The following is a 20,645-nucleotide window of genomic DNA, read 5'->3' on the forward strand; positions in this document are numbered from 1 at the left end:
TTGTTTGAAAGTTAAGCTCATTTGAGCTATAATTGCCAGACCATATGAACTAAAGGGGCTTGATATGGCAACTGCAGCATTAAAAAGCTTCAAACCTAAACAACCTCATAAAGCCAATTTCTGGTTTATGTTGGGTATTGAAGACGCCGAGACAGGCCGCACTGATGCGGTTCACAAAGGTTTTGAGCCTAAGGTGTATCGCAATATTGTTGAGCGTGTGAAGCTATCTCAAAATGAGTTTCAAAACGTCACATTGATACCTGTCAGCACAATCAAGCGTCGTCTAAAAAACGATGAACGCTTCAATACGCAAGAAAGTGATGCGATTTATCGATTAGCGATGTTATTAAAACTCGCGACAGAGCTGTTTGACAACGAAGAACGCGCGCTCGAATGGATGAAAGAGAATGTTTACGGCTTAGGTGGAAAAAGGCCGCTAGACATGGTCTCGACCACGGTGGATTTTGAAATCGTGAAAGATTTGATCGGCCGTTTAGAGCACGGGGTATTCTCGTAATATGAAGCTCTATCGTCTCACACAAAAGAAATTTGCTGACACGCCGTTTAGCCCCATTGGCGCAAAGTTATTTGGAGGGCGATGGAACTCAAAAGGAACCGAAGCCCTCTACTTCTCTGAATCGGAATCCCTTTGCTCGTTGGAAGTGTTTGTTCACGTAAACAACGATCCTGCCATCACCAAGTTGTACGATTTATATCGTATTGAAATGCCAGAATACCTCATCGCCACCTTAGATGAAGAAGATCTCCCAGTGACGTGGCGAGCAATACCGGCGAGCGAGTCTACGCAATACATTGGTGATCAGTTTCTCAATGATCCTCATCCTGAGTTTGCCGCGCTGCAAGTGCCTTCAACGATTTCACCTCGTGATAAAAACTACGTGGTGAACCCAAATCATCCCAAAATGAAAGAGATCATCAAGAAAGCTGAAAAGCTTGATTTCGCGTTTGACCCGCGCATTTTCAAATAGAGGCGTTGGTTTTCTCTTGCTCTAAAATATTCAGCGCTTACCTGAGATAAGCGCTGAAGCATAAAGCTAATTCCTTGGTTATTGTCGGTCGTAAGTGAACTGTTGAGCTTCATTCGTACCGTTGTGGTAATGCCCCAGCACCAACTCAGCACCTTTGTAAGATAAATGGCTGTCATCGGTATACATGGCGTTGTTCGCACCAACTTTCATTCGACATACACCATTTCTGCAAATGGCATCGGTCAAGTCGACAAACTCAACGTGCTCAAATTGATCAAAGTAGTTCACTAACTTCGCCACGTTTTGAGGGTGATGTCGCTTGGGGGAGAAATCGCATACAGACTCTTCCTGCTCGCCAAACAAACGCGCTTTCCAAAGGCATTCTCCTACCGCAAACGGTGCAGAAGGCGTTGGGCCGAAAACGACCACTTCTTTCCCTTCCAGTTCATTCAACAATCCAGTTAATGATGCCTCATAATCTGCTTGTGAAAGCTCTTTATTGAAGTTGGAAGAGATAACGACGCGACGAATAGAAGGGGTACGCAAAATGGTATCGACTGCCTGTTTGAAGAACTGTCGGCAAGACATTGAGCCAGCAGCTTCGAGGATGTCGACATAACCGACCGCACAGGAATCTTGAGTAAGTTGCACCACGCCAGTTGGTGTGACTTCGGACAGACGCTTTACGTAAACCATGCTGTGACTATTACCTAACACAGCGATGGTAGGCTGCGGCGCAGACGAGCACACATCGTTAACGTCGGTGTTGCCGTTGCAATCTAAACCGTAACCGTTGTTAACGCGCATAGCCTCGAAAAATGCACTTCTTTCTGGAAAACCACCGTTTTGATGACCAATAACGCCGAACGTCAGCAAGGGTAACGTCAACACCACAACAACCGTAGACACAGTGCGCATGCTCATGGCTTTGCGGCTGCGGAACGGCTTTTCAACAAAGCGCCAAGTGAAGTAAGACAGTACAAAAAGAGCGGCAATGTAAAGCGAGATATTGACGTCTTGAGTTGCATCCAGCATGTAGCGGTAAAACACAAATAGCGGAATATGCCACAAGTACAAGCTGTAGCTGATTAAGCCGACGAACACGACCCATTTTAGGCTCAGTAATCTACCGCAGACATTGTCTTTTGAGGCAAACAAAATCACTAACGCGCTACCGATGACTGGCACCAGCAAAGTGATACCCGCGCCATATTGCGATTTTTCAAACAAAAGTGCAGAGGCCAATATCAAAACGATGCCAATGGTTGCCAGCGTATCGTTGGATTGAACTTGGTTTTTTCTCATTACTAATGCGAGTAATGAACCGGTTGCCAGCTCCCAAGCACGAGAAAAGATCATGTAGAAGGCGAAATCAGGATCGTTGCTCGCATAAACAATAGTCATCAAACTCAGCGCAAATACCGCGATGAAAAAAGTCAGGTAAAACGCGTTTTTGCCACGAGCGAGTAGCATGAGTAGCAAAGGAATGACAATGTAGTATTGTTCTTCAACGCCCAAGCTCCAGGTGTGAAATAGCGGATTGGCTTGATCTTCTAAACCGAAGTAATTGTGGCCTTTTAAATACAGAAGAATGTTGGATGAAGAAAGAATAGAAGACACTGCGAACTGACCAACGTCTTTGTGTGCTTGTGGCAAAAATAGCCACCAAGACATCAAATAGCTGACGGCAATCACCACCAGTAGCAGGGGAAGTATGCGGCGAATGCGTCGCTCATAAAAATCACCGAGGCTGAACTTCTGGTTTTCCAAATCGTTAATCACGATGGTGGTGATCAAATAGCCGCTGATAACAAAAAATACGTCGACGCCAATAAAGCCACCAGCGAATTGCTCAACTCCTGCATGAAACAAAATCACTAACGTGACAGCAATCGCCCTTAATCCGTCTACTTCCGCTCTGTAAGTCATATTGTGTCCCTCCAACATTCCGTTTAACGAAGTAGAGCAAAATATGAACCAGAAATAATATTGCTTTAAATCAGTACCTTAAATTGATTGTCAAAATGAAAAGGCTGGGGGAAATAACGAATTCCCAAATTGAATTTCAATATGGAAATCCCAGAAAGAGTGATGTTAAGAAGCGCTAAATCAAAGAACGTAAAGCGCGAGGCTCTTAGACTTCATTGAAAATGATAACGCTAAAGAAACAATGACAGAGAATACGATTCAGGAAAAAATTGCCAGCTTTACTTGTATCGAAGAAGCGTTGGATTACTTCGAAATCGAGTTTGATAGCCGATTTATCGAAAACAATCGAACCGAATTGGTTAAGAGGTTTAACGGCTACTTAATCCTCACTAAACCGGATGATTGGTTTTCATGCCGCCGCGCACTCAAAAACGCCTACTGTAAAGTACAACGCAGTTTACTAAGTAAAACGACGCGCTCTGCGTGTCGAGGTTGTACATCTTGTCAAAGACGTTAATTCTTGGTGGCTTGCCTAAAAAAGAACCCTGCATCTTGGCGTCACAGGGGGAAGAGCAAGGTTCTTTTGGGTTAGCTGTTGGTTTGTCGCGAGTTGCGAATCAGCTTTACGCAGATGAATTAACCCGCGTGATACGCAGGGTAGTCCACTAAGCCTTTTTCATTGCCGCCGAACAATGTCGTAGGGTCATGTTCTGCCAGCGGATAGCCATGCTTGATGCGGCTTGGTAAGTCTGGGTTTGCAACAAACGGACGACCAAAACCGATCATGTCGGCTAAACCACTTTCAATCGCGTGTTGCGCCTTTTCTGCGTTGTAACGACCGGCATAGATCAGTTTGCCTTTATACGCCTCACGAACTGCGGTTTTAAAGTCGTGCGGAGTGTCTGGTGCGTCGTCCCAATCCACTTCTGCAATGTGAATGTAAACCACATTGAGTTTATCAAGCAGCGCAGCAGCAGCGGTGTAGGTGTTGACAGGTGTGCTATCAACGGTGCCGTTTAACGAAGTGAATGGTGCAAGGCGAACACCAACACGCTCTGCGCCAATGGCTTGCGTCATTGCTTCGACCACTTCACCAAGAAAACGCAGACGGTTTTCAATTGAGCCGCCGTATTCATCGGTGCGGTTGTTCGCTTCAGAATCGATAAACTGGTTAACCAAGTAGCCATTTGCTGCATGAAGTTCGACACCATCAAACCCAGCTTTTATCGCGTTTAATGCGGCTTGGCGGTATTCTTCAATAACATTCTTGATGTCTTGTTTGGTCATTTCACGTGGCTCAACCACGTCGACAAAGCCAGGTTCGTCTGTGCCATTGTCGATAAATACTTTCACGTTTTCTGCTTTAAGCGCAGAAGAAGAAATAGGTTGCTCGCCGCCGATGTTGTCAGGATGAGTCACACGACCTACGTGCCATAATTGCGCGAAGATAACGCCGCCTTTCTCGTGCACTGCATCAGTTACTTTTTTCCAGCCAGCAATTTGCTCTGGGCTATAAATACCCGGAGTCCACGCATAGCCTTGACCCATTGGTGAAATTTGCGTGCCTTCAGCAACGATTAATCCCGCTTCGGCGCGTTGAGCGTAGTAGGTCGCCATCATGTCGTTGGCAACATTACCCGGTTGAGAGGCTCGAGAGCGCGTCATCGGAGGCATAACGATGCGGTTTTTTAATGAGAGAGAGCCAAGTTGAATCGGTTGAAATAATGCGTCTGTCATAGGAAACCTCGTTATTGTTTAGTTTGAATCAGTTCGATTGGGTAGCCGTCGGGATCTTTGATGAATGCGATGTGCGTTTCTCCACCTTTCATTGGACCGGGTTCGCGAGTGACGTTGCCGCCAAGCGCTTTGATTTTTTCGCAAGCTGCGTAAATGTCTTCACACCCAAGCGCTATGTGACCGAATGCGTTACCTAAGTCGTAACTGCCGGAATCCCAGTTGTAAGTTAGCTCGATGGTCGCGCCATCTGGTTGATCAGGGCTACCAACAAACACCAGTGAGTAACGGTATTCTTGGTTTTCAAAACGATCCAAAACGCTCATTCCCAGAACGTTTGTATAAAATTCGATAGATTTGTCTAGGTCAACAACACGGATCATCGTGTGGAGAAACTTCATAAGTCGCCTTTCATAACGTTGCGTAATCACGGTGCAAACCTTATCGCTACTCTAAATTAACTGGAAATTATCGTTAATTATGAAAATGATTATTTAACGTTATGGGCAATGAGGTTATTGGCCCTACAACATGCAAACAAAGATTACTCGCCGTTTCTTTTTAATAATTGGCATATGCTAATTACTCCTTTTACAAGCCGAGTACTTATCATGTCCACAAACAGCCACTTTCATTACACTCACGAATCTCATTATCAATGTGCGGTTTGTTCTTCAATCGATGCAAATCCGAACTCTTTGGCTGTGAACTACCAGTGCCTAGCCGATGGTTCTGTTGTCGGAGAGTTTCACGTTTTACCGCGTCATCAAGGTTACACAGACCTGTTGCATGGTGGCATTGCGAGTTCGCTGCTCGATGGTGCAATGACGCACTGTTTGTTATTTAGAGACATTCAAGCCCTTACCGCGCAGTTGGATGTGCGCTACCATGCACCTATTGAGCTAGATGAGCATGTCTCGATTACTGCACACTGTGAAGGTGAACGCCGCGGTATATATCAACTGGTGGCTCAATTACTGGTCAATAATGAAGTTAGAGTGACGGCAAAAGGGAAGTTTATTCGTCCTAAAGAAGCGTAAATAAAAACTCGTTCTACGGAGAGATAATGAAGAAATTTGATGAGCTGTACGCAATTGCGACGAGAAAATCTCAATATGACCAAACCAACACTTGGTTTAAAGGCGTAGAGACTTATCTGGAGGCCATTGGCAAAGAAGTCGATGAAGTCCGTGAAGAGATTCGTGAAGATCGCCTTTGTCATTTGGAAGACGAGTTAGGCGATGTGTTGTGGAACTATCTTAACGTATTAAAAGCGTTGGAAAGAGAAAAGGGCATAGATCCTGAGAAAGTACTCGAAAGAGCCTGCGCCAAATACGAGCAGCGTGTATCTGCCATTGAATCGGGACGCAGTTGGGATGAGGTTAAACAGCAGCAGAAACAAGCCTTGAAAGCGGAACATGAAGCCACGCAGTTAGAGACCATGAAGAGCCAATAACTGCGCGTGATATTATTTAAGATGCGGCAGAATGGGGAAGTCTGATCAACCCTTCGTGCTATTGACCAACAGCAGGTCACAAGGCGGTTGATCAAGTAACGTGTCTACAGTGCTGCCAGACCAAAATTGGGATGACATGCTTCGTTTACACGCGCCCATAATCAGAATTGCCGCTTGTGATTGCTTAACTGCTTTTGGTAACGCCGTTTCAGGGTTTCCTTCTGGCAGCAGTAGTGGTACTCGAGTTAACTTTTGCGCAGTAATAAAGTCCGTAATGCCTGCTTTTTGGTTGCTCAAAATCTCTGCACGATAGCGAGACAGATAAGGCGCAACGTAGCGGCAGTAAACTAACGTCATTTTTCCGCCCAAGGTTTTTTCTAGCTTTGAGCCTCGCGATACGATGGCTTTATCTACGACTGATTTTGCATCTCCGCGATGAAGCGGATCTATCGCGCAAAGCATGTTGGCGTGAGAAGGCCATGAACGCTCACTTAATAGCAATAAATCACAATCGTTTTTTGCTAGCTCGGTGAGTAAGGTTTGAATGTCGTACTTGTTAAAATGCCCCACGAGCAGTAAATCTGTGTGGTCGACAAGCCGTTTCGCGACTTGAGTAATCCAATGACTCCCTTTGAAATGCTCGTAAGAGAGTGTTGGCGTTTCAACTTCCTCTTCTTCACAAAGTTCGATAACGAAGTCTTTAAATTTTGATGTCCAAGCTTCAAACTCAGCTTGTCTCTTTTCTATATGGTCAGAGTTGAAACTAAGGAAATGCGCGAACGCGTGATCTTCACTCCGGCGGTGATCTTCCACCAATACCACGATGGGTTGGGCCAGCGCTGTCGCAAACTGAATCACTTTACGAAGCACCTTACGACTTGGTAAGGCGGCTTGCTGAGTCAGAAAAAATACTGGTGCCATTGATTACTCCATTATCAAACGAGGCAAATGCGCCTAATGCACACTAAAAGTTTATACCATCCCCTTATGCAAAGACGTTCTGTTTCTGCGAGCACAATATAAATTCCGCAATTGTGCGTGCCATTGCCTAGAATTTTAACATCAGGATCTCATGCCTTTAGGTAATAGACATCGTGTTGACACTAACGTGATGCCCAAGGAAATCGGTGACAATGATGATAGATTCCAGCCAATTACAAATTAATCGCAAAGTGCCCCATTTGCTTGCCGAGATCATTAAAGCGATAGAGTCGACCGAAGACCTCAGTTTTTTGAAAGACTATCAGGAAGCGCAAATCGCGAACATTTTGGAGTCGGTCAACATTGCTTATCGTAAACGCGTGATAGAAGCGGTGCCGCCAGAGAAGTACTGGACGGTATTAAATTTGCTGCGATACGATACCGCCAAGCACATTCATCAATCACTCAACAAAGAGCTGCAACATGAACGCTTAGCGTACATCACGGATTCGGAACTGATCATCTTTGCAGACTTTCTACCGACCGAGTTTGTGGATGAGTACCTTATCGACCAAAGTGAAGAGTCGGTCGCGTACATTCAACAAGCGCTGTCGTATGAAGATAACAAAGTGGGGAGATATGCCGAGCCGCATTTTTTAGTCGCAAATCCTAAAAACAGCGTAGGAGGCATCAAAACCGAGTTGTTAAAACGTGGACAAAGCCCGGTGCGATTGATCATCGTGCGTGATGTCGGAGGCGTTATTGGGACGATAGAACCTCAAACCCTGTTGCTGCATGAGAACCATACCAAACTCACAGACTTGACCGTAGTCACGCCAATTCTGGAAGATATCCAAACGATTCAAAGCGTCAGTAAACAGGTCTCGATTGATGGTGGAGCGCATTGGTTTCCTATCATGGCTGGTGGCAAAATTATGGGCGTTTTGTCGATGGCGACCATCGCGATTACCTTGCGTGAACTCAGCCTACAAGCTGTAGTGGCAGAAAACGTACGAAGTGAAGAAGATTTGTTCACACCATTAACTGTGGCGACAAGGCTAAGAGCACTTTGGTTGGTGATTAACTTGCTGACCGCTTTTGTTGCCTCTGCCATCATTGGTATTTTTGATAATGTGGTCGAGCAAGTCGTTGCGCTTGCTATCTTAATGCCCGTTGTGGCGAGTATGGGCGGCATCGCAGGTAGCCAAACCTTAGCGGTGGCCATTCGGGGTATCGCATTGAACCATTTGCACCAAAGTAACTTGAAGCTATTGGTGAATAAGGAATTAAAAATCGCCACCATTAATGGCTTGATCATGGGATTAGTCATCGCGGGTGTCGTTTACATGGTGTTTGACTCTTGGCCATTGGCGCTTATTATCTGTTGTGCAATTTTCCTCAATAGTTTGGCGGCCGCGGCATCGGGGACGTTGATACCATTCACGTTGAAGAAGTTTAACATTGACCCCGCCGTGGCTGGCTCGGTAGTATTAACAACCGTTACCGATGTCGTCGGTTTCTTTGCGTTCTTAGGCTTAGGTGCAATCTTCTTGATATAGAAAGCCAATTGACGCGTTAACCTGATGATCCAATCTCTCCATTTCCCAACCCAATATTTTGGGCAAGTTTGATTCGCTCAAAATTCCTCCGTTTTCATAAACGCTGAACACGTCGTTTAAGCTTTCATTTCATCAATATTTTCCACTGCTCATTTCTATCCCAAAACTTTCCATTGCCGATCTCGCTTAACGCTGGTGTGCCAAATGCCATGCCAATTTTCTTGGCCGTACACGCATTACTTCACTCAAACAAAAAATAAGGAAAAGATTTTGAACAAACTCATCGTATTCACTGGTGGTCCCGGTGCAGGAAAAACCTCGGTTATCGAACAACTAAAAATACAAGGCTTTATCTGCGCGCCAGAAACAGGTCGTCACGTGATACAAATGCAGGTTGCGAATCACGGTTCAGCATTACCTTGGAATGACAAACAAGCCTTTAGAGACGAAATGACAAAAGAAGAAGTGGGCAATTACCGATCTTTCAATGCCCACCAAGGGGACGTATTTTTTGATCGCAGTATTGTGGACGTATATGGCTACAGCAAGTTGGAGCGTTTGCCAATTTCGCATGAGCTCATCACGCATTGCCAAACGCTTCGTTATCATTCTCAAGTATTCATTTTTCCACCGTGGGCATCGATATTCAGCAACGATGAAGAGCGAAAGCAAGATTTTTCTGAAGCGGTCGCCACATATCAACAGATGGTCGATGCATACCACAAGTTTGGTTATCAATTGATCGAAGTGCCCAAAATGTCAGTCGAAGACAGAGTGGCGTTTATTCTCGACTCAGTCATCGAATAAGGCAGACAGGTGAATAATGCAAACAAATGCGTAAGGCGATTGTGACCACGACGACAATATGTGTAAAGGGAGTTATTTATACTGGATAAAATTCAATAACTTAATTGAGTATTATGTCTTTTAAATATCTTACCTTATTGCTCGCAACGACGAGCATAAACAGCTTTGCTGATGTGGACCTGCCTTCGGGGGATGATTGGTTAAACCATGTGACGAATGGTCTAGCGCCATATTGGATGATGGAAAGTGCGCATGGGCAACCTGCGGGGAATTTTCCGACATTTCGTTGTGATAACGGTGTCATTCTCGACCCACAAAAGCCGTGTGAAGAATTAAACAAAGGGTGGATTAGCCCGCACTTCGATCGCGAATACACACGCATGAAATCGCGCCAAACTTACGCTTATGGCGTGCTTTTTCATCTTACGGGTGACAAACAAGCATTAGAGCTAGCCAAGAAAGGGGCTTATTACCTGATTGATCATCTACAAGATGAGAAAAACGGCGGCTTCGTGAGCTTTACGCGTAGTGGAAAACCGGGGATGGAGTGGCAACAGCGAACTTCTCAAGACCAAGCTTACGCCTTGGTGGGCTTGGCGATGTACTACTACTTGACGCAAGATCCAAAGGTTGAACAAGCACTTATCGACCAGCAAGCGTTTATATTTAAACAATACCGACGAAGCGATGATCGCGGTCTGGCGTGGGTTTTGAAAGATGGTGATGGGGAAAGTGAGAAGCAGCAAGAGTTAGTCGCTCAACTTGACCAAATTAATGGCTATCTGTTGCTAACGGCGCCACTTTTACCAGAGCCAGCGCAAGCCAAGTGGAAGCAAGATCTGCAATGGCTGACGCAAGTGATGCTGGATAACTACCACTCCGACAAAGAGCAGCGCTTTTATGGCGCGATACACCACAAAGCGGTAATGATGCCTGATGCAAAACACAATGATTTTGGACACACCATCAAAGCGTATTGGATGACGTATCTCACTGGTCAGTTGTTGGAGAATTCCAATTGGACTGAGTTTGGTTTCAAAGGAATGAAACACACGCTTAAACAAGCGCAATACCAGCAAAACTTTGAGCAAGTCAAAGCGCTCTTCTCTCCAGAATGGCAGAGTAAATGGAGAGAAGAGAGCATTCCTGCTTGGCAATCAAGACCGCACAAGCATTACAGCTCGTCTTGGGAATGGGCAGAACTCGATCAAGCGGCGATGACGGTTTCTCTTGTCGATGGTTCGATGAAAGAAACGCTTCAATATACATTACCCACCTTTATGGACGTGTGGGTGGATCATCAATACGGAGGTGTTGGTCTGAATCCTAAATCAACCAAAGCGTTCCATTGGGGAAATGGTTACCACCAGTTTGAACATGCGTTGGTCGGGTATTTGTACGCGCAACAAATGGCAAAACAGCCTGCCAAGCTTTACTACGCGCGACCAGCCGAGAGTAAAATGCCACTTAATCCATATTACTTTAACGCGGATATAAAAGCGCTTTCGTCGCAAAGTGATGGAGTCACTACTGCAACGTTCACTAATATTCGACCATAACTTGGTCGATGGTGGTGTGGTGGTTAAAGTCTGCGTGCAAACTAACAAAACCCAATGGTAAACTGCGAGTCTGTTTTACATAGTATTTAAAGGTAATTTGATGAACCCGATTCTTGCGATGTTGAAAGAAAACAATATTAGCGACGAGCAAATCAACGAGCTATTTCAGGCGTTAACTCAAAACCCTCTGGCTGCAATGGCAACTATCAGCCAACTAGGTCTGCCACAAGATCAGCTTCAAGCGTTAATGGCGCAGGTAATGCAAAACCCTGTACTGATTAAAGAAGCAGTGGAAGAGCTAGGCCTAGACTTCTCCAAAGTAGTAGAAGCCAAAGCGAAGCTACAGCAGTAATCGAGTTTTCGATAAAAACAATAACGCCAGAGCCAAATGGTTCTGGCGTTATTGTTTTCTCTTCCTTTGTGCCTCTTTGGTCTCAAGCAAAATCGAATGTTTTAGACGAAACGGTCTTCCCACGAAAACTCAACATGTTTATGTCTGCCCAAACGTGTGTATAATTCGCCGGAAATTAGGATTTACAGATAACGAAAGGTAAGTATGGCAGTCCTCGAAATTCTCTCCATTCCAGACCCAAGACTTAAAGTAAAAGCAGAAAAAGTCACTGATGTATCGACAGTACAAACGTTGATCGACGATATGCTAGAAACACTTTACGCAACGGGCAATGGCATCGGTTTAGCTTCAACCCAAGTGGGCAGAAAAGAGGCGGTTGTTGTCATTGATATCTCTGACGAACGCAATGATCCTTTAATCTTAGTCAACCCAGAAGTGGTGAGCGGAGAAAACAAAGCGCTTGGCCAAGAAGGGTGCCTATCTGTTCCCGAATACTACGCCGATGTAGAGCGTTACACATCAGTTGTTGTGTCTGCATTGGACCGTGATGGCAACCCGATTACAATCGAGAGCGATGAGTTCTTGGCGATTGTGATGCAGCATGAAATCGATCACCTATCTGGTAACTTGTTCATTGATTACCTTTCACCGTTAAAGCAAAAAATGGCGATGAAAAAAGTGAAGAAGTACGTAAAAGCGCAAGCTAAGTAAGATGGGAGGAAGTAACTCACAACCGCGAGTTGCTTCCTTTTAAATCAAGGATAAGTAGAGTGGTTTATCTCGGTTTTTTGGGGACATAACGCTTTACGACCTTCATAAGCCTCTGAAATGAAGAGCAGTCCATATGTGACTCATGAGGGCAGGAGGCAACATGGTTTAGGCTGTCTCGCACCGCTTTCAAACGTGTTATTTGCTCATCAATCTCAAGCGCCTTTTTCGCCAGTAAGTCACGATCAATGTATGGTTTTGAACCTTCTGAGTGATTCAACATTTCTGCCATTTCGTTAAGTGATATTCCAGCGATACGCCCTAAACTAATTAAGTTGAGTTTACTGAGTACCTCTGGCGAATATTGACGTCTCAATCCATTCCTTCCTATTGAGCGAATTAACCCCAATTGTTCGTAGTATCTGAGTGTTGAGGTCGGCAATCCTGATTTTATAACCACTTCTGCAATATCCATACTATTCCTCATTGACTTCAAGTTGGCTTTAAGTTGTAGCATGCAACTAAGACCTTAACAAATCAAAAACTTGAGGAGAGAAAAATGCTGTTTTTAATAGGATTACAAGCGGCGCTAATAGGGATTGGTGCGACTTTGATAATGGATTTATGGGCTTGGTTACAAAGGAGAGCGTTTGGTATTCCCTCATTAAATTATGCATTGGTTGCGCGCTGGGTTTTGTGCATGCCAAAAGGGAAGCTTGTGCATGCGCCAATTATGTCAACAGACCCGATGCCGGGAGAAAAAGCACTCGGTTGGTTTTTGCACTATGCCATTGGCGTTGTTTTCGCTTTGGCTCACATTGCTGCTTTTGGTCATCATTGGTTGGTAGAGCCTAGTCTAGCGCCTGGCTTAATTACAGGTGCGGTAACGTTGGTGTTCCCATTTTTGGTCATTCAACCTTGTCTAGGATTTGGTTTTGCTGCCAGTAAAACCCCAACACCTTGGAAAGCTCGTTTTCTTAGCACATTGGCGCATTTGGCTTATGGATTGGGCTTATTCATTACCGCATTCGCTATCAAAGGTGTGAGTCAGTATTTTATGTAGTGAGCATGAGCATCATAAAAACGTGCTGTTTTCGGTTTGGATTTATGATGCTCAACTCTTGGTTGTTTTTTGGCGCTCTGTTCATAGTGAGCAGATATCTTTTAAATCTGTCGTATCAATCCAAGACGTAAAGTCGGCCAACATTTAACATTACCTTAACTCCGTTATGGCAAGTGATTTACCGATAAAAATTAGAATTGTCTGGTTTGACATCAAGATTATTGAGGATTTCAGATGGCTTCAAAAGCGACAGGGATATCGATACTGAGTTTATTAGTAGCTCCGGTGGCGATGGGAGAGACCGCAAGCGCATACGATTTATGTTTGCTAGAAACAATCAAAAAAAGCAATGGCGAAGAAACGATCGAGAGCATTCGCAAGCAGTGTGAGTTAGATACCGTCACGAGCACTGTGTCTGTCGAATCAACAACGAAAGAATCAGAAGAACCGCAGGAAAGCTTGATCGATAAACGTTTGGAATCAGAAAAGCAAACCGCGTTCGAGCCTTTTAGCTTGGTTGCACATCGAATTAACTACATTCTTCCGTTTACTTATAGTGACCGCGTAAACAAACGTGCGTATGCCGACACCAAATACGGCGATGAACTGCGTAAGGAAGAGGCAGAGTTTCAAATCAGCTTTAAAGTACCAATGAACTACGACGATTTGTTGTTTGACGGCGATGGTCTGTTTTTTGGTATGACGCTCAAATCGTTCTGGCAGGTATACACGGGGGATGCGTCGCGTCCGTTTCGCGAAACCAATTATCGCCCTGAGCTGTTTTACTTCACTCCTACAAGTTGGCAGCCGCTTGGTGGCTCAACTTGGCTGGGGTTTGGTATTGAGCATGAATCAAATGGTCAAAGACAAGAGCTATCGCGCAGTTGGAACCGCGTTTATACCAACTTAACCTTTGCGAAAGACAATTTTGTCGCCTCTATCCAGCCTTGGTGGCGCATACCTGAGGACGAAAAAACCTTTCCGAATGATCCTAAAGGTGATGATAACCCAGATATCGAAGATTACATGGGGCATTTTGAGCTAACAAGTGCCTACAAATGGGACGATTACGAGTTGACGTTCTTGGGGCGCGAGAACTTCAAAACGCATAAAGGCTATGCTGAGATAGGTTTGTTGTTTCCAATTTGGGGAAAAGTTAGGGGATATGCTCAATACTCGACTGGATACGGAAAAAGCCTAATTGACTACGACCATAATCAGCAGCGCATTGGTGTTGGTATCGCGATCAACGGTGTTCTGTAGTTTTTCGATAGTCCAATAGAAATAAACGCTGGCAATTGAGATTTCAGTATTTAGAATGCGTGGCTAAAATTGATTTCCAACCTAGAGTGATTTTATGCTTCGTGATTACACCTTCGATTGTCTTGTAACCATGCCTCGCCATGAACTGGAAGAGTTTAGTGCTCGCATGATCAGTAAAATGGTGCCAGAAGACGTGATGAATGAGCTGTTTACTTTTGATCAAGAAGAAGTGGATAGCGAAGACCGTATGTTGTCTGCACGTCTTGATGCAATGCTACGCATGACAGCAATCGCACTGAGTGAAATTCAACAAGCGTTTGATGACTCAGACAATGCAAAGCAAAATAGCGAGCGAATGACGCGATTGGTGCTTTGGCATTTCTATGCGATTTCATTCCATTTGGAAGAGGCAATCACGTTAGAAACACACTGTGAACTAGTGGAAAAACTACTCGAAAATACACCTTCGGATGTTTTTGCTTGGGTGAAAACACTGACAGAGCTTCTGCATACTTACGCTGAAATTAACGCGAAAGAAAACCCTCAAGACTAAGGTTTTTTGTCGTTAATCGTTCAGTAAACAAGGCGAGCTATCTGGTTCGCCTTGTTTTATTTTACGTCTGTAAAATCCGCCGTTTTGGACTTCTGACGTACACCACGATCCTCGCTTCAGGTTCGCTTCTCATTAGCGAATAGGGAGATTCCTTCTTACACTAAAATCAAAGCATTTGTTTTCGAACACTTTAATGCATCATTAAGCCGTGATTTCCAATCCACTTAAATACGGATAATTTATGTCGGATAACGTTCTGGTTTTTAAATTTGAACCGATTTTGAAGCGCATATGCCTTCTCTCTCGCCTACGTTATCGTGGTGGGCGTAAATAATGGACCCGTTAACGCAAGGTTTACTAGGCGCTGCTTTGCCACAGTCTGCAAGTAACAAGCGGCATATTATGGCTGCTGGCGTATTAGGCGTGGCCTCTGGGATGGCTCCGGATTTGGACATACTTATCCGTTCATCAAGTGACCCATTACTGTTTTTGGAATATCACCGACACTTTACCCATTCATTGTTGTTTATCCCTTTTGGCAGTTTTCTCTGTGCTTTAGTGTTGTATCCGTTGTTTGCAAAAAGACGAGAGCTAAACTTTCAACAGAGTTGGTTTTATTGTGCCCTTGGTTATAGCACCCATGCGCTGTTAGATGCTTGCACCAGCTATGGGACTCAGCTTTTTTGGCCGATAAGCAACACACGCTATGCCTGGAATACGATCTCGGTTATCGACCCCGCTTTCTCACTTCCGATTTTGATCCTGCTTTTGTTTGCCGCACTGAAGCGAAATCGAAATTACGCGCGTGTCGCATTTCTATGGTCTCTGGCTTATCTGACACTTGGTGTTATTCAACGAGATAGAGCAGAAGCGGCCGGATGGAAGATTGTCAAAGAGCGACAGCACAGCGCTGTGCAGCTAAAAGCAAAACCAACCTTCGGCAATCTTTTGGTCTGGAAAGTGATTTATGAAACGGAAGATAACTACTATGTGGATGCGGTAAGAGTGGGGCGCTCAATAAAAATCTATCCTGGCGAATCCACACCAAAGCTCAATGTAAAAACACAATTTCCATGGCTCGACCCACAATCTCAGCAAGCGAAAGATATTGAACGTTTCCGTTGGTTTTCAAATGGTTTTGTAGTGCAAGACCCGGATGACGAAATGCGAATTGTTGATGTGCGTTACTCCATCGTGCCAAACCAAATTAATGCGCTGTGGGGCATCAATCTATCCCCGAAAGCCAGCGCGGACGAACACGTCGAATACACTGCTCATCGAGGTAGTACAGCGGAAGACCGCCAAACTTTTCTCAATATGCTTACGGACTTTGACTGAGCGTTTACTTGGGTTACATGGGGAGTGACTCAGTGACTATCAAGCCGATTGAAAGTCCTTCACCAGCGTCGGCTTATTAGCAAAGAAGATCTTGCTAAACAGAGATTTGTACTTCCATCCAAGAGACAACAGTCGTTTTGCTAAGCTTTTGTTTTCAATGATAGCGACTTCAACGCCTTGGTAATGATATGGATGGCTTTTAATGTAGTCGATAAATGCAGTAAGCACACCTTGCCCGCGAACGGAGGGCGCAAAGTTGACTGCAACAATGGAAAAGCGCTGACTGCCTACAGTGCAACGGACAAAGCAGTGTCCAAGCGGATGAGTGATGGTCTCGGAAAACTCAGGAAACGCGCGAGACTCTAAATCTTGAGAGAGCGCATCGTATTGCTGACATAAATGATAAAAAAGTTGTTTCGCTTCGCTGTTCATATCGGTGCCACTTTCTAGTAATTTGGTTTAAAGGCATTGATTTCACAAATATTGTAACCATAGTCAGCAAGACAAAACGCGGTGAACTTTTACAGTGGTGATTTCCTATTTTGAAAACAGATTGGTTACGAGTGAAGTTGTTCGTCTTCTAAGTGGAGTGGTGGAGTAGTGAAATAGTGGAGTGAGGTTTTTTAGATGAGCGAAAGGATGTTTGGATTGCACAAAGTTCACGGAAGTGAATGAACAGAAAAAGGCGAACCGTTTGGTTCGCCTTTGCTTGTTTTAGGGGCTTAACTAGGCGCTACTCTAAGTGCTTAAATTGCAACGCCACAAGTCGCTGATACAACTCACAGCTTTGCATTAATGATTGGTGGTTACCAACATCGACTAACTCACCATTGTCCAGCACCGCAATTTTATCCGCATGTTGGATAGTCGAAAGACGATGAGCAATGATCAGCGTTGTGCGTCCTTTCATCAGTGCTTCAAGTGCTTGCTGAACGTGATGTTCACTTTCACTATCAAGGGCGCTGGTGGCTTCATCCAGCAGTAAGATTTTTGGATCTTTTAGAATCGCGCGAGCAATAGCAATGCGCTGCTTTTGACCGCCTGATAGCCTAACGCCGCGCTCACCTAAAAAGCTGTGATAGCCTTCGGGAAGCTTCTCAATAAACTCATGGGCATGGGCTTTTTTGGCGGCTTCGATGACTTGTTCATCCGTGGCTTCTGGATTGCCGTAACGAATATTGTGAAACACATCATGGCTAAACAGCGCTGGTTGTTGAGGTACGAGTGCCATTTGGCGTCGAAGCTCGTTTGGATCGAACTGTCGAATGTCTTCGCCACCAAACAACACTTGCCCCTGTTGTGGGTCATAAAAGCGTTGCAGCAGTTCGAATAGCGTTGTTTTACCTGCACCGGAAGGGCCAACCAACGCCAATACTTTGCCTTGTTCAGCGGTTAGGTTTAATCCTTTGATAGCAGGTTGATTTGGGCGAGAAGGGTAGTTGAAATTCACCGACTTAAAGCTAACTTCAGCAGACATGTCTGAGCGGACAGGCAAATGGTTGCTTGGTGCTTTAATATCGCTTTCTACTTGAAGGATCTCAATCAGTCGCTCGGTAGCGCCAGCGGCCCTTTGCAGTTCACCCATGACTTCAGAAATGGTTGCAGTCGATGAGGCAACCATAATGGCATAAAACACAAACGCTGCTAGGTCTCCCGCAGACATCTTTCCGTGAATCACATCGCTGCCGCCAACCCAAAGCATGCCCGCAATTGCGCTGAACACAATCACAATAACGCCAGATATCAGGATCGCGCGTTGTTTTACTCTCTGTCTGCCCACTTCATATGCTTTTTCCACCTCGACAGCGAAAGCCGCTCGTTCGTACGGCTCTGAGCTAAAACTTTGCACGGTTTTAATATGTTCTATCGCTTCACCTGCGTAGCTGCCGACATCGGCCATTGAGTCCTGACTTTGGCGAGAGAGCGCACGCACGCGTCGTCCATAAAACAAAATCGGAACCAAAACCAAAGGCACAGAAGCTAGCACAATCAGCGTGAGCTTAACGTTGGTGGCAAACAACATTATGATGGCTCCAAAACACATCAAAGCGCTACGCATCGCCATCGAGAACGATGAACCAATAATGCTTTGCAGCAGCGTGGTATCGGTAGTCAGGCGCGACATAATATCGCCGCTACTGTTGGTCTCAAAATAGCTCGGATGCAGCGTAATCACATGGTTAAACACCGCAAGGCGAATATCCGCACTGACACGCTCACCCACCGAAGATACAAGGTAGAAGCGAAAGAACGTCCCAATGGCAATACACAGTGTGACACCAACAATAAACTGAATCGCATTGGTAAGCTCTTGCAATGATTGCTGTGCAAACCCTTGGTCGATAAGAATACGTATTCCATAACCAACGGATAACGTTAAACTTGCTGTTGCGACAAGTGCAACCAAGGCTGCTGCAACCCGCCATTTATAAGGCGCAATAAAGGTGTTGAGTTTAAGAAGAATGCTGAGATTTTTGTTATTTTTTCGGCTCATGAGTGACTCACAAAGCGTTTTAGGTAACTGGCATAGTAAGCCAGTTTGGTAGGGGAGACCAGTGAACTGCTGTTATCGGAGTAGGAAGTTCACTGGGATGCTCAATATCTTATGTCTATCGAAAATTGCTTAAATGCCTAAGAGACTAGAACCAGATTTTAGTTGGGAGGGAGTTAAGCTCGGCTTTTGGCGAGTAGCAGGTCGACCTTTCCTTTTGCTGTTTTACTAACTGTTTGCATCAACTGAAAACTTGGCTTAACGATACCTGAGTTTTCTAATCCTTCGACCATTAAGAGCCAAAGCTTGGCCGTCATTTGTGCATCGGCTAGTGCGCGGTGGAAAATACCGTCGTTGTCGATATTTTTATAGCGAACAAGTTCACCTAGTTTGTGTGATGGAGCATCTTGAATGAGCCGTCTTGCCACCAGTAAGGAGCAAGCAAACTCACCTGAATAACCACAGTTGATTCGCTCAAGCTCTGCATCTAAAAATCGTTTATCGAATGAAGCGTTATGAGCGATAAGGTTCTCGCCAGCAATGAACTCACTAAATGATGCCATGACCTCTTCGCAGCTTGGTGCCGTTCGTAACATGTTATTGGTAATGCCGGTGTAGTTCTCAATGAAGGAGCTCACTCTGAAACCGGGATTCATGAGTTGCTGAAAACTATCGACAACCTCGCCATCGACTAACTTTACCGCACCAATTTCTATTGCGCGGTCACCCAAAGTAGGAGAGAGACCAGTGGTTTCAAAGTCGAGTACGACCACAGAGTTTGCTTGAGGCATGAAGTTTTCCAGCTGAGTAATATTGCGCAAGAGTATTATTGAAAGCGACAGAAAAAGAAAGGCGAATTCAACGGTGCTCCTTTGTCTATTTGGATTCTACAAAGTCAGCCTTTCTGGTTCACAATGTATGGACAGTAACAGGTAAGTTTACGGCTTTACCCACTTGCTTCGTTATTCGCTTGGCGTTTTAAGTGCTCGATAAACGCCGGGATCTTCTTGGCTAAGTGTTTTCTGGAAGCGTAAAAGGCATACAACACCAAATCTTTTGGTTCATATTCCAGTTCGATCACTTCCAGATCTCCTGATTCGATTTCTTCATGGCAAAACTCGATAGGTAGAATCGCAAAGCCGAATCCTGCTAACGCGCCGGCTTTAGCAAGTTGCCCACTGTTGACCTTAAATGCAGATTTTACTCGTTGAGTTATCTGTTCTCCTTCTGAGTTTTTGAAAACCCAAGGTGTACCTTTCAATGCAGTGAAGCTGCTAATACAAGGAACGTGCTTCAAATCGGTAATTTTGAAAGGCCTCTGACGTGTGTGCAGTAGCTTAGGTGACGCGACCACAACACTCGGCCAACGCTTGATCTCTTTTGCAATCCAATTGCTGTCTTCAAGCTTGCCGCGGTGAAAACTCAAGATAACGTCAAACCCATCGAGCAAGTCCTCTTTAGGGCTTAGGTTCGTCTCGCAATTCAATGAAATAGCAGAGTACTGAGCACAAAAAGAGACGACGGCTTTAGCTAGTTCTGGTGAATCTGGCATGACAACGTTGAGTTGCCCCATGACCTCACGAGAGTGTTGCGTCACTTCTTCAAGCGCATCATTCAGTTTGTCTAACAAAGGCTGTGTGCGTAAATAGAGCTGTTCTCCAGCGTCTGTTGCACAGATTCGTCGAGTCGTTCTGTCGAATAAACGCACATCAAGCTGTTCTTCAAGTAACGCAATGTGGCGACTGACATTTGATGTCGGCAGAGATAAAAACTCGGCGGCTCTTTTGAAGCTATTGTTCTCGTAGACACAATGGAAGCTTTTTAGCCATTGCTGATCAATTTTCTCAAGCATCTCTATTAATCCCATTTTGTTGAACTATAAAACCAATAAGTTGCACTTTATTACTTAAAACGGGTTTATAC

General features: G+C 44.8%; 23 protein-coding genes. 14 read left to right on the top strand and 9 right to left on the bottom strand.

Features of this window, described 5'->3' with window-relative positions; all coding sequences use genetic code 11:
- Positions 1-64 precede the first annotated feature (64 nt).
- On the top strand, positions 65-517 hold the full coding sequence (gene parS, locus UF05_RS07945) for a type II RES/Xre toxin-antitoxin system antitoxin (protein ID WP_005454082.1): 453 nt from the start codon (positions 65-67) through the stop codon (positions 515-517).
- Between the two features lies 1 nt (position 518).
- A complete protein-coding gene (locus UF05_RS07950; protein ID WP_005454240.1) occupies positions 519-989 on the top strand; it encodes an RES family NAD+ phosphorylase in 471 nt (156 codons plus the stop codon).
- Positions 990-1,067: 78 nt separating this feature from the next.
- Here the strand turns inward: UF05_RS07950 and UF05_RS07955 are convergent, their stop codons facing one another.
- The gene (locus tag UF05_RS07955; RefSeq protein WP_045545996.1) at positions 1,068-2,918 is read right to left on the bottom strand and encodes an acyltransferase family protein; all 1,851 of its coding nucleotides are present in this window, start codon (positions 2,916-2,918) and stop codon (positions 1,068-1,070) included.
- A gap of 241 nt (positions 2,919-3,159) precedes the next feature.
- On the opposite strand from UF05_RS07955, the gene UF05_RS07960 reads away from it, so the two are divergent.
- The gene (locus UF05_RS07960) at positions 3,160-3,435 is read left to right on the top strand and encodes a nitrogenase-stabilizing/protective protein NifW (protein ID WP_025554548.1); all 276 of its coding nucleotides are present in this window, start codon (positions 3,160-3,162) and stop codon (positions 3,433-3,435) included.
- 119 nt (positions 3,436-3,554) lie between these two features.
- On the opposite strand, the gene UF05_RS07965 is transcribed toward UF05_RS07960, so the two are convergent.
- Complete coding sequence (locus tag UF05_RS07965; RefSeq protein WP_045545997.1) at positions 3,555-4,655, bottom strand: alkene reductase; 1,101 nt, start codon at positions 4,653-4,655, stop codon at positions 3,555-3,557.
- Between the two features lie 11 nt (positions 4,656-4,666).
- Positions 4,667-5,053, bottom strand: coding sequence for a lactoylglutathione lyase (gloA, locus tag UF05_RS07970; protein WP_045545998.1), 387 nt, complete (start codon positions 5,051-5,053; stop codon positions 4,667-4,669).
- A gap of 210 nt (positions 5,054-5,263) precedes the next feature.
- On the opposite strand from gloA, the gene UF05_RS07975 reads away from it, so the two are divergent.
- Positions 5,264-5,692, top strand: coding sequence for a PaaI family thioesterase (locus UF05_RS07975; protein ID WP_045546049.1), 429 nt, complete (start codon positions 5,264-5,266; stop codon positions 5,690-5,692).
- A gap of 26 nt (positions 5,693-5,718) precedes the next feature.
- Complete coding sequence (locus tag UF05_RS07980; RefSeq protein ID WP_045545999.1) at positions 5,719-6,108, top strand: MazG nucleotide pyrophosphohydrolase domain-containing protein; 390 nt, start codon at positions 5,719-5,721, stop codon at positions 6,106-6,108.
- 45 nt (positions 6,109-6,153) lie between these two features.
- Here UF05_RS07980 and UF05_RS07985 read toward each other — a convergent pair whose 3' ends face one another.
- On the bottom strand, positions 6,154-7,029 hold the full coding sequence (locus UF05_RS07985) for a universal stress protein (protein ID WP_045546000.1): 876 nt from the start codon (positions 7,027-7,029) through the stop codon (positions 6,154-6,156).
- A gap of 212 nt (positions 7,030-7,241) precedes the next feature.
- Between UF05_RS07985 and UF05_RS07990 the strand changes: the two genes are divergently transcribed.
- The 5 genes from UF05_RS07990 to def all read left to right on the top strand — a co-directional run bounded on the left by UF05_RS07990 (position 7,242) and on the right by def (position 12,017).
- On the top strand, positions 7,242-8,588 hold the full coding sequence (locus UF05_RS07990; protein ID WP_025631891.1) for a magnesium transporter: 1,347 nt from the start codon (positions 7,242-7,244) through the stop codon (positions 8,586-8,588).
- Positions 8,589-8,858: 270 nt separating this feature from the next.
- Positions 8,859-9,395, top strand: a complete 537-nt coding sequence (locus UF05_RS07995; protein WP_045546050.1) for an AAA family ATPase — start codon at positions 8,859-8,861, stop codon at positions 9,393-9,395.
- A 113-nt stretch (positions 9,396-9,508) separates the two neighbouring features.
- A complete protein-coding gene (locus tag UF05_RS08000) occupies positions 9,509-10,954 on the top strand; it encodes an AGE family epimerase/isomerase (protein ID WP_045546001.1) in 1,446 nt (481 codons plus the stop codon).
- A gap of 100 nt (positions 10,955-11,054) precedes the next feature.
- Positions 11,055-11,306 (top strand): DUF2999 family protein, encoded by a 252-nt coding sequence (locus UF05_RS08005; RefSeq protein ID WP_005395194.1) that lies wholly within the window; start codon positions 11,055-11,057, stop codon positions 11,304-11,306.
- Positions 11,307-11,510: 204 nt separating this feature from the next.
- Positions 11,511-12,017, top strand: a complete 507-nt coding sequence (gene def / locus UF05_RS08010; protein ID WP_020842054.1) for a peptide deformylase — start codon at positions 11,511-11,513, stop codon at positions 12,015-12,017.
- A gap of 64 nt (positions 12,018-12,081) precedes the next feature.
- Here def and UF05_RS08015 read toward each other — a convergent pair whose 3' ends face one another.
- The gene (locus UF05_RS08015; RefSeq protein ID WP_024702916.1) at positions 12,082-12,489 is read right to left on the bottom strand and encodes a helix-turn-helix domain-containing protein; all 408 of its coding nucleotides are present in this window, start codon (positions 12,487-12,489) and stop codon (positions 12,082-12,084) included.
- 84 nt (positions 12,490-12,573) lie between these two features.
- Here UF05_RS08015 and UF05_RS08020 point away from each other — a divergent pair, with 84 nt between their 5' ends.
- The 4 genes from UF05_RS08020 to UF05_RS08035 all read left to right on the top strand — a co-directional run bounded on the left by UF05_RS08020 (position 12,574) and on the right by UF05_RS08035 (position 16,231).
- On the top strand, positions 12,574-13,077 hold the full coding sequence (locus tag UF05_RS08020) for a DUF2938 domain-containing protein (protein ID WP_045546002.1): 504 nt from the start codon (positions 12,574-12,576) through the stop codon (positions 13,075-13,077).
- 234 nt (positions 13,078-13,311) lie between these two features.
- A complete protein-coding gene (locus tag UF05_RS08025; RefSeq protein ID WP_045546003.1) occupies positions 13,312-14,340 on the top strand; it encodes a phospholipase A in 1,029 nt (342 codons plus the stop codon).
- A 94-nt stretch (positions 14,341-14,434) separates the two neighbouring features.
- Positions 14,435-14,893 (top strand): hypothetical protein, encoded by a 459-nt coding sequence (locus UF05_RS08030; protein ID WP_005454292.1) that lies wholly within the window; start codon positions 14,435-14,437, stop codon positions 14,891-14,893.
- 333 nt (positions 14,894-15,226) lie between these two features.
- Positions 15,227-16,231, top strand: coding sequence for a metal-dependent hydrolase (locus tag UF05_RS08035; protein ID WP_045546004.1), 1,005 nt, complete (start codon positions 15,227-15,229; stop codon positions 16,229-16,231).
- 39 nt (positions 16,232-16,270) lie between these two features.
- Here the strand turns inward: UF05_RS08035 and UF05_RS08040 are convergent, their stop codons facing one another.
- From UF05_RS08040 to UF05_RS08055, 4 genes are all read right to left on the bottom strand, one after another.
- Positions 16,271-16,663, bottom strand: a complete 393-nt coding sequence (locus tag UF05_RS08040) for a hypothetical protein (protein WP_017447613.1) — start codon at positions 16,661-16,663, stop codon at positions 16,271-16,273.
- Between the two features lie 301 nt (positions 16,664-16,964).
- On the bottom strand, positions 16,965-18,725 hold the full coding sequence (locus tag UF05_RS08045; protein WP_045546005.1) for an ABC transporter ATP-binding protein/permease: 1,761 nt from the start codon (positions 18,723-18,725) through the stop codon (positions 16,965-16,967).
- A 173-nt stretch (positions 18,726-18,898) separates the two neighbouring features.
- Positions 18,899-19,513 (bottom strand): 3'-5' exonuclease, encoded by a 615-nt coding sequence (locus tag UF05_RS08050; RefSeq protein WP_029862361.1) that lies wholly within the window; start codon positions 19,511-19,513, stop codon positions 18,899-18,901.
- A 155-nt stretch (positions 19,514-19,668) separates the two neighbouring features.
- A complete protein-coding gene (locus UF05_RS08055; RefSeq protein WP_045546006.1) occupies positions 19,669-20,574 on the bottom strand; it encodes a LysR family transcriptional regulator in 906 nt (301 codons plus the stop codon).
- Positions 20,575-20,645: the final 71 nt, after the last annotated feature.

The organism is Vibrio sp. S457-15, assembly GCF_000960545.1.
In the GTDB taxonomy this organism is placed as follows: Bacteria; Pseudomonadota; Gammaproteobacteria; order Enterobacterales; family Vibrionaceae; genus Vibrio; species Vibrio parahaemolyticus.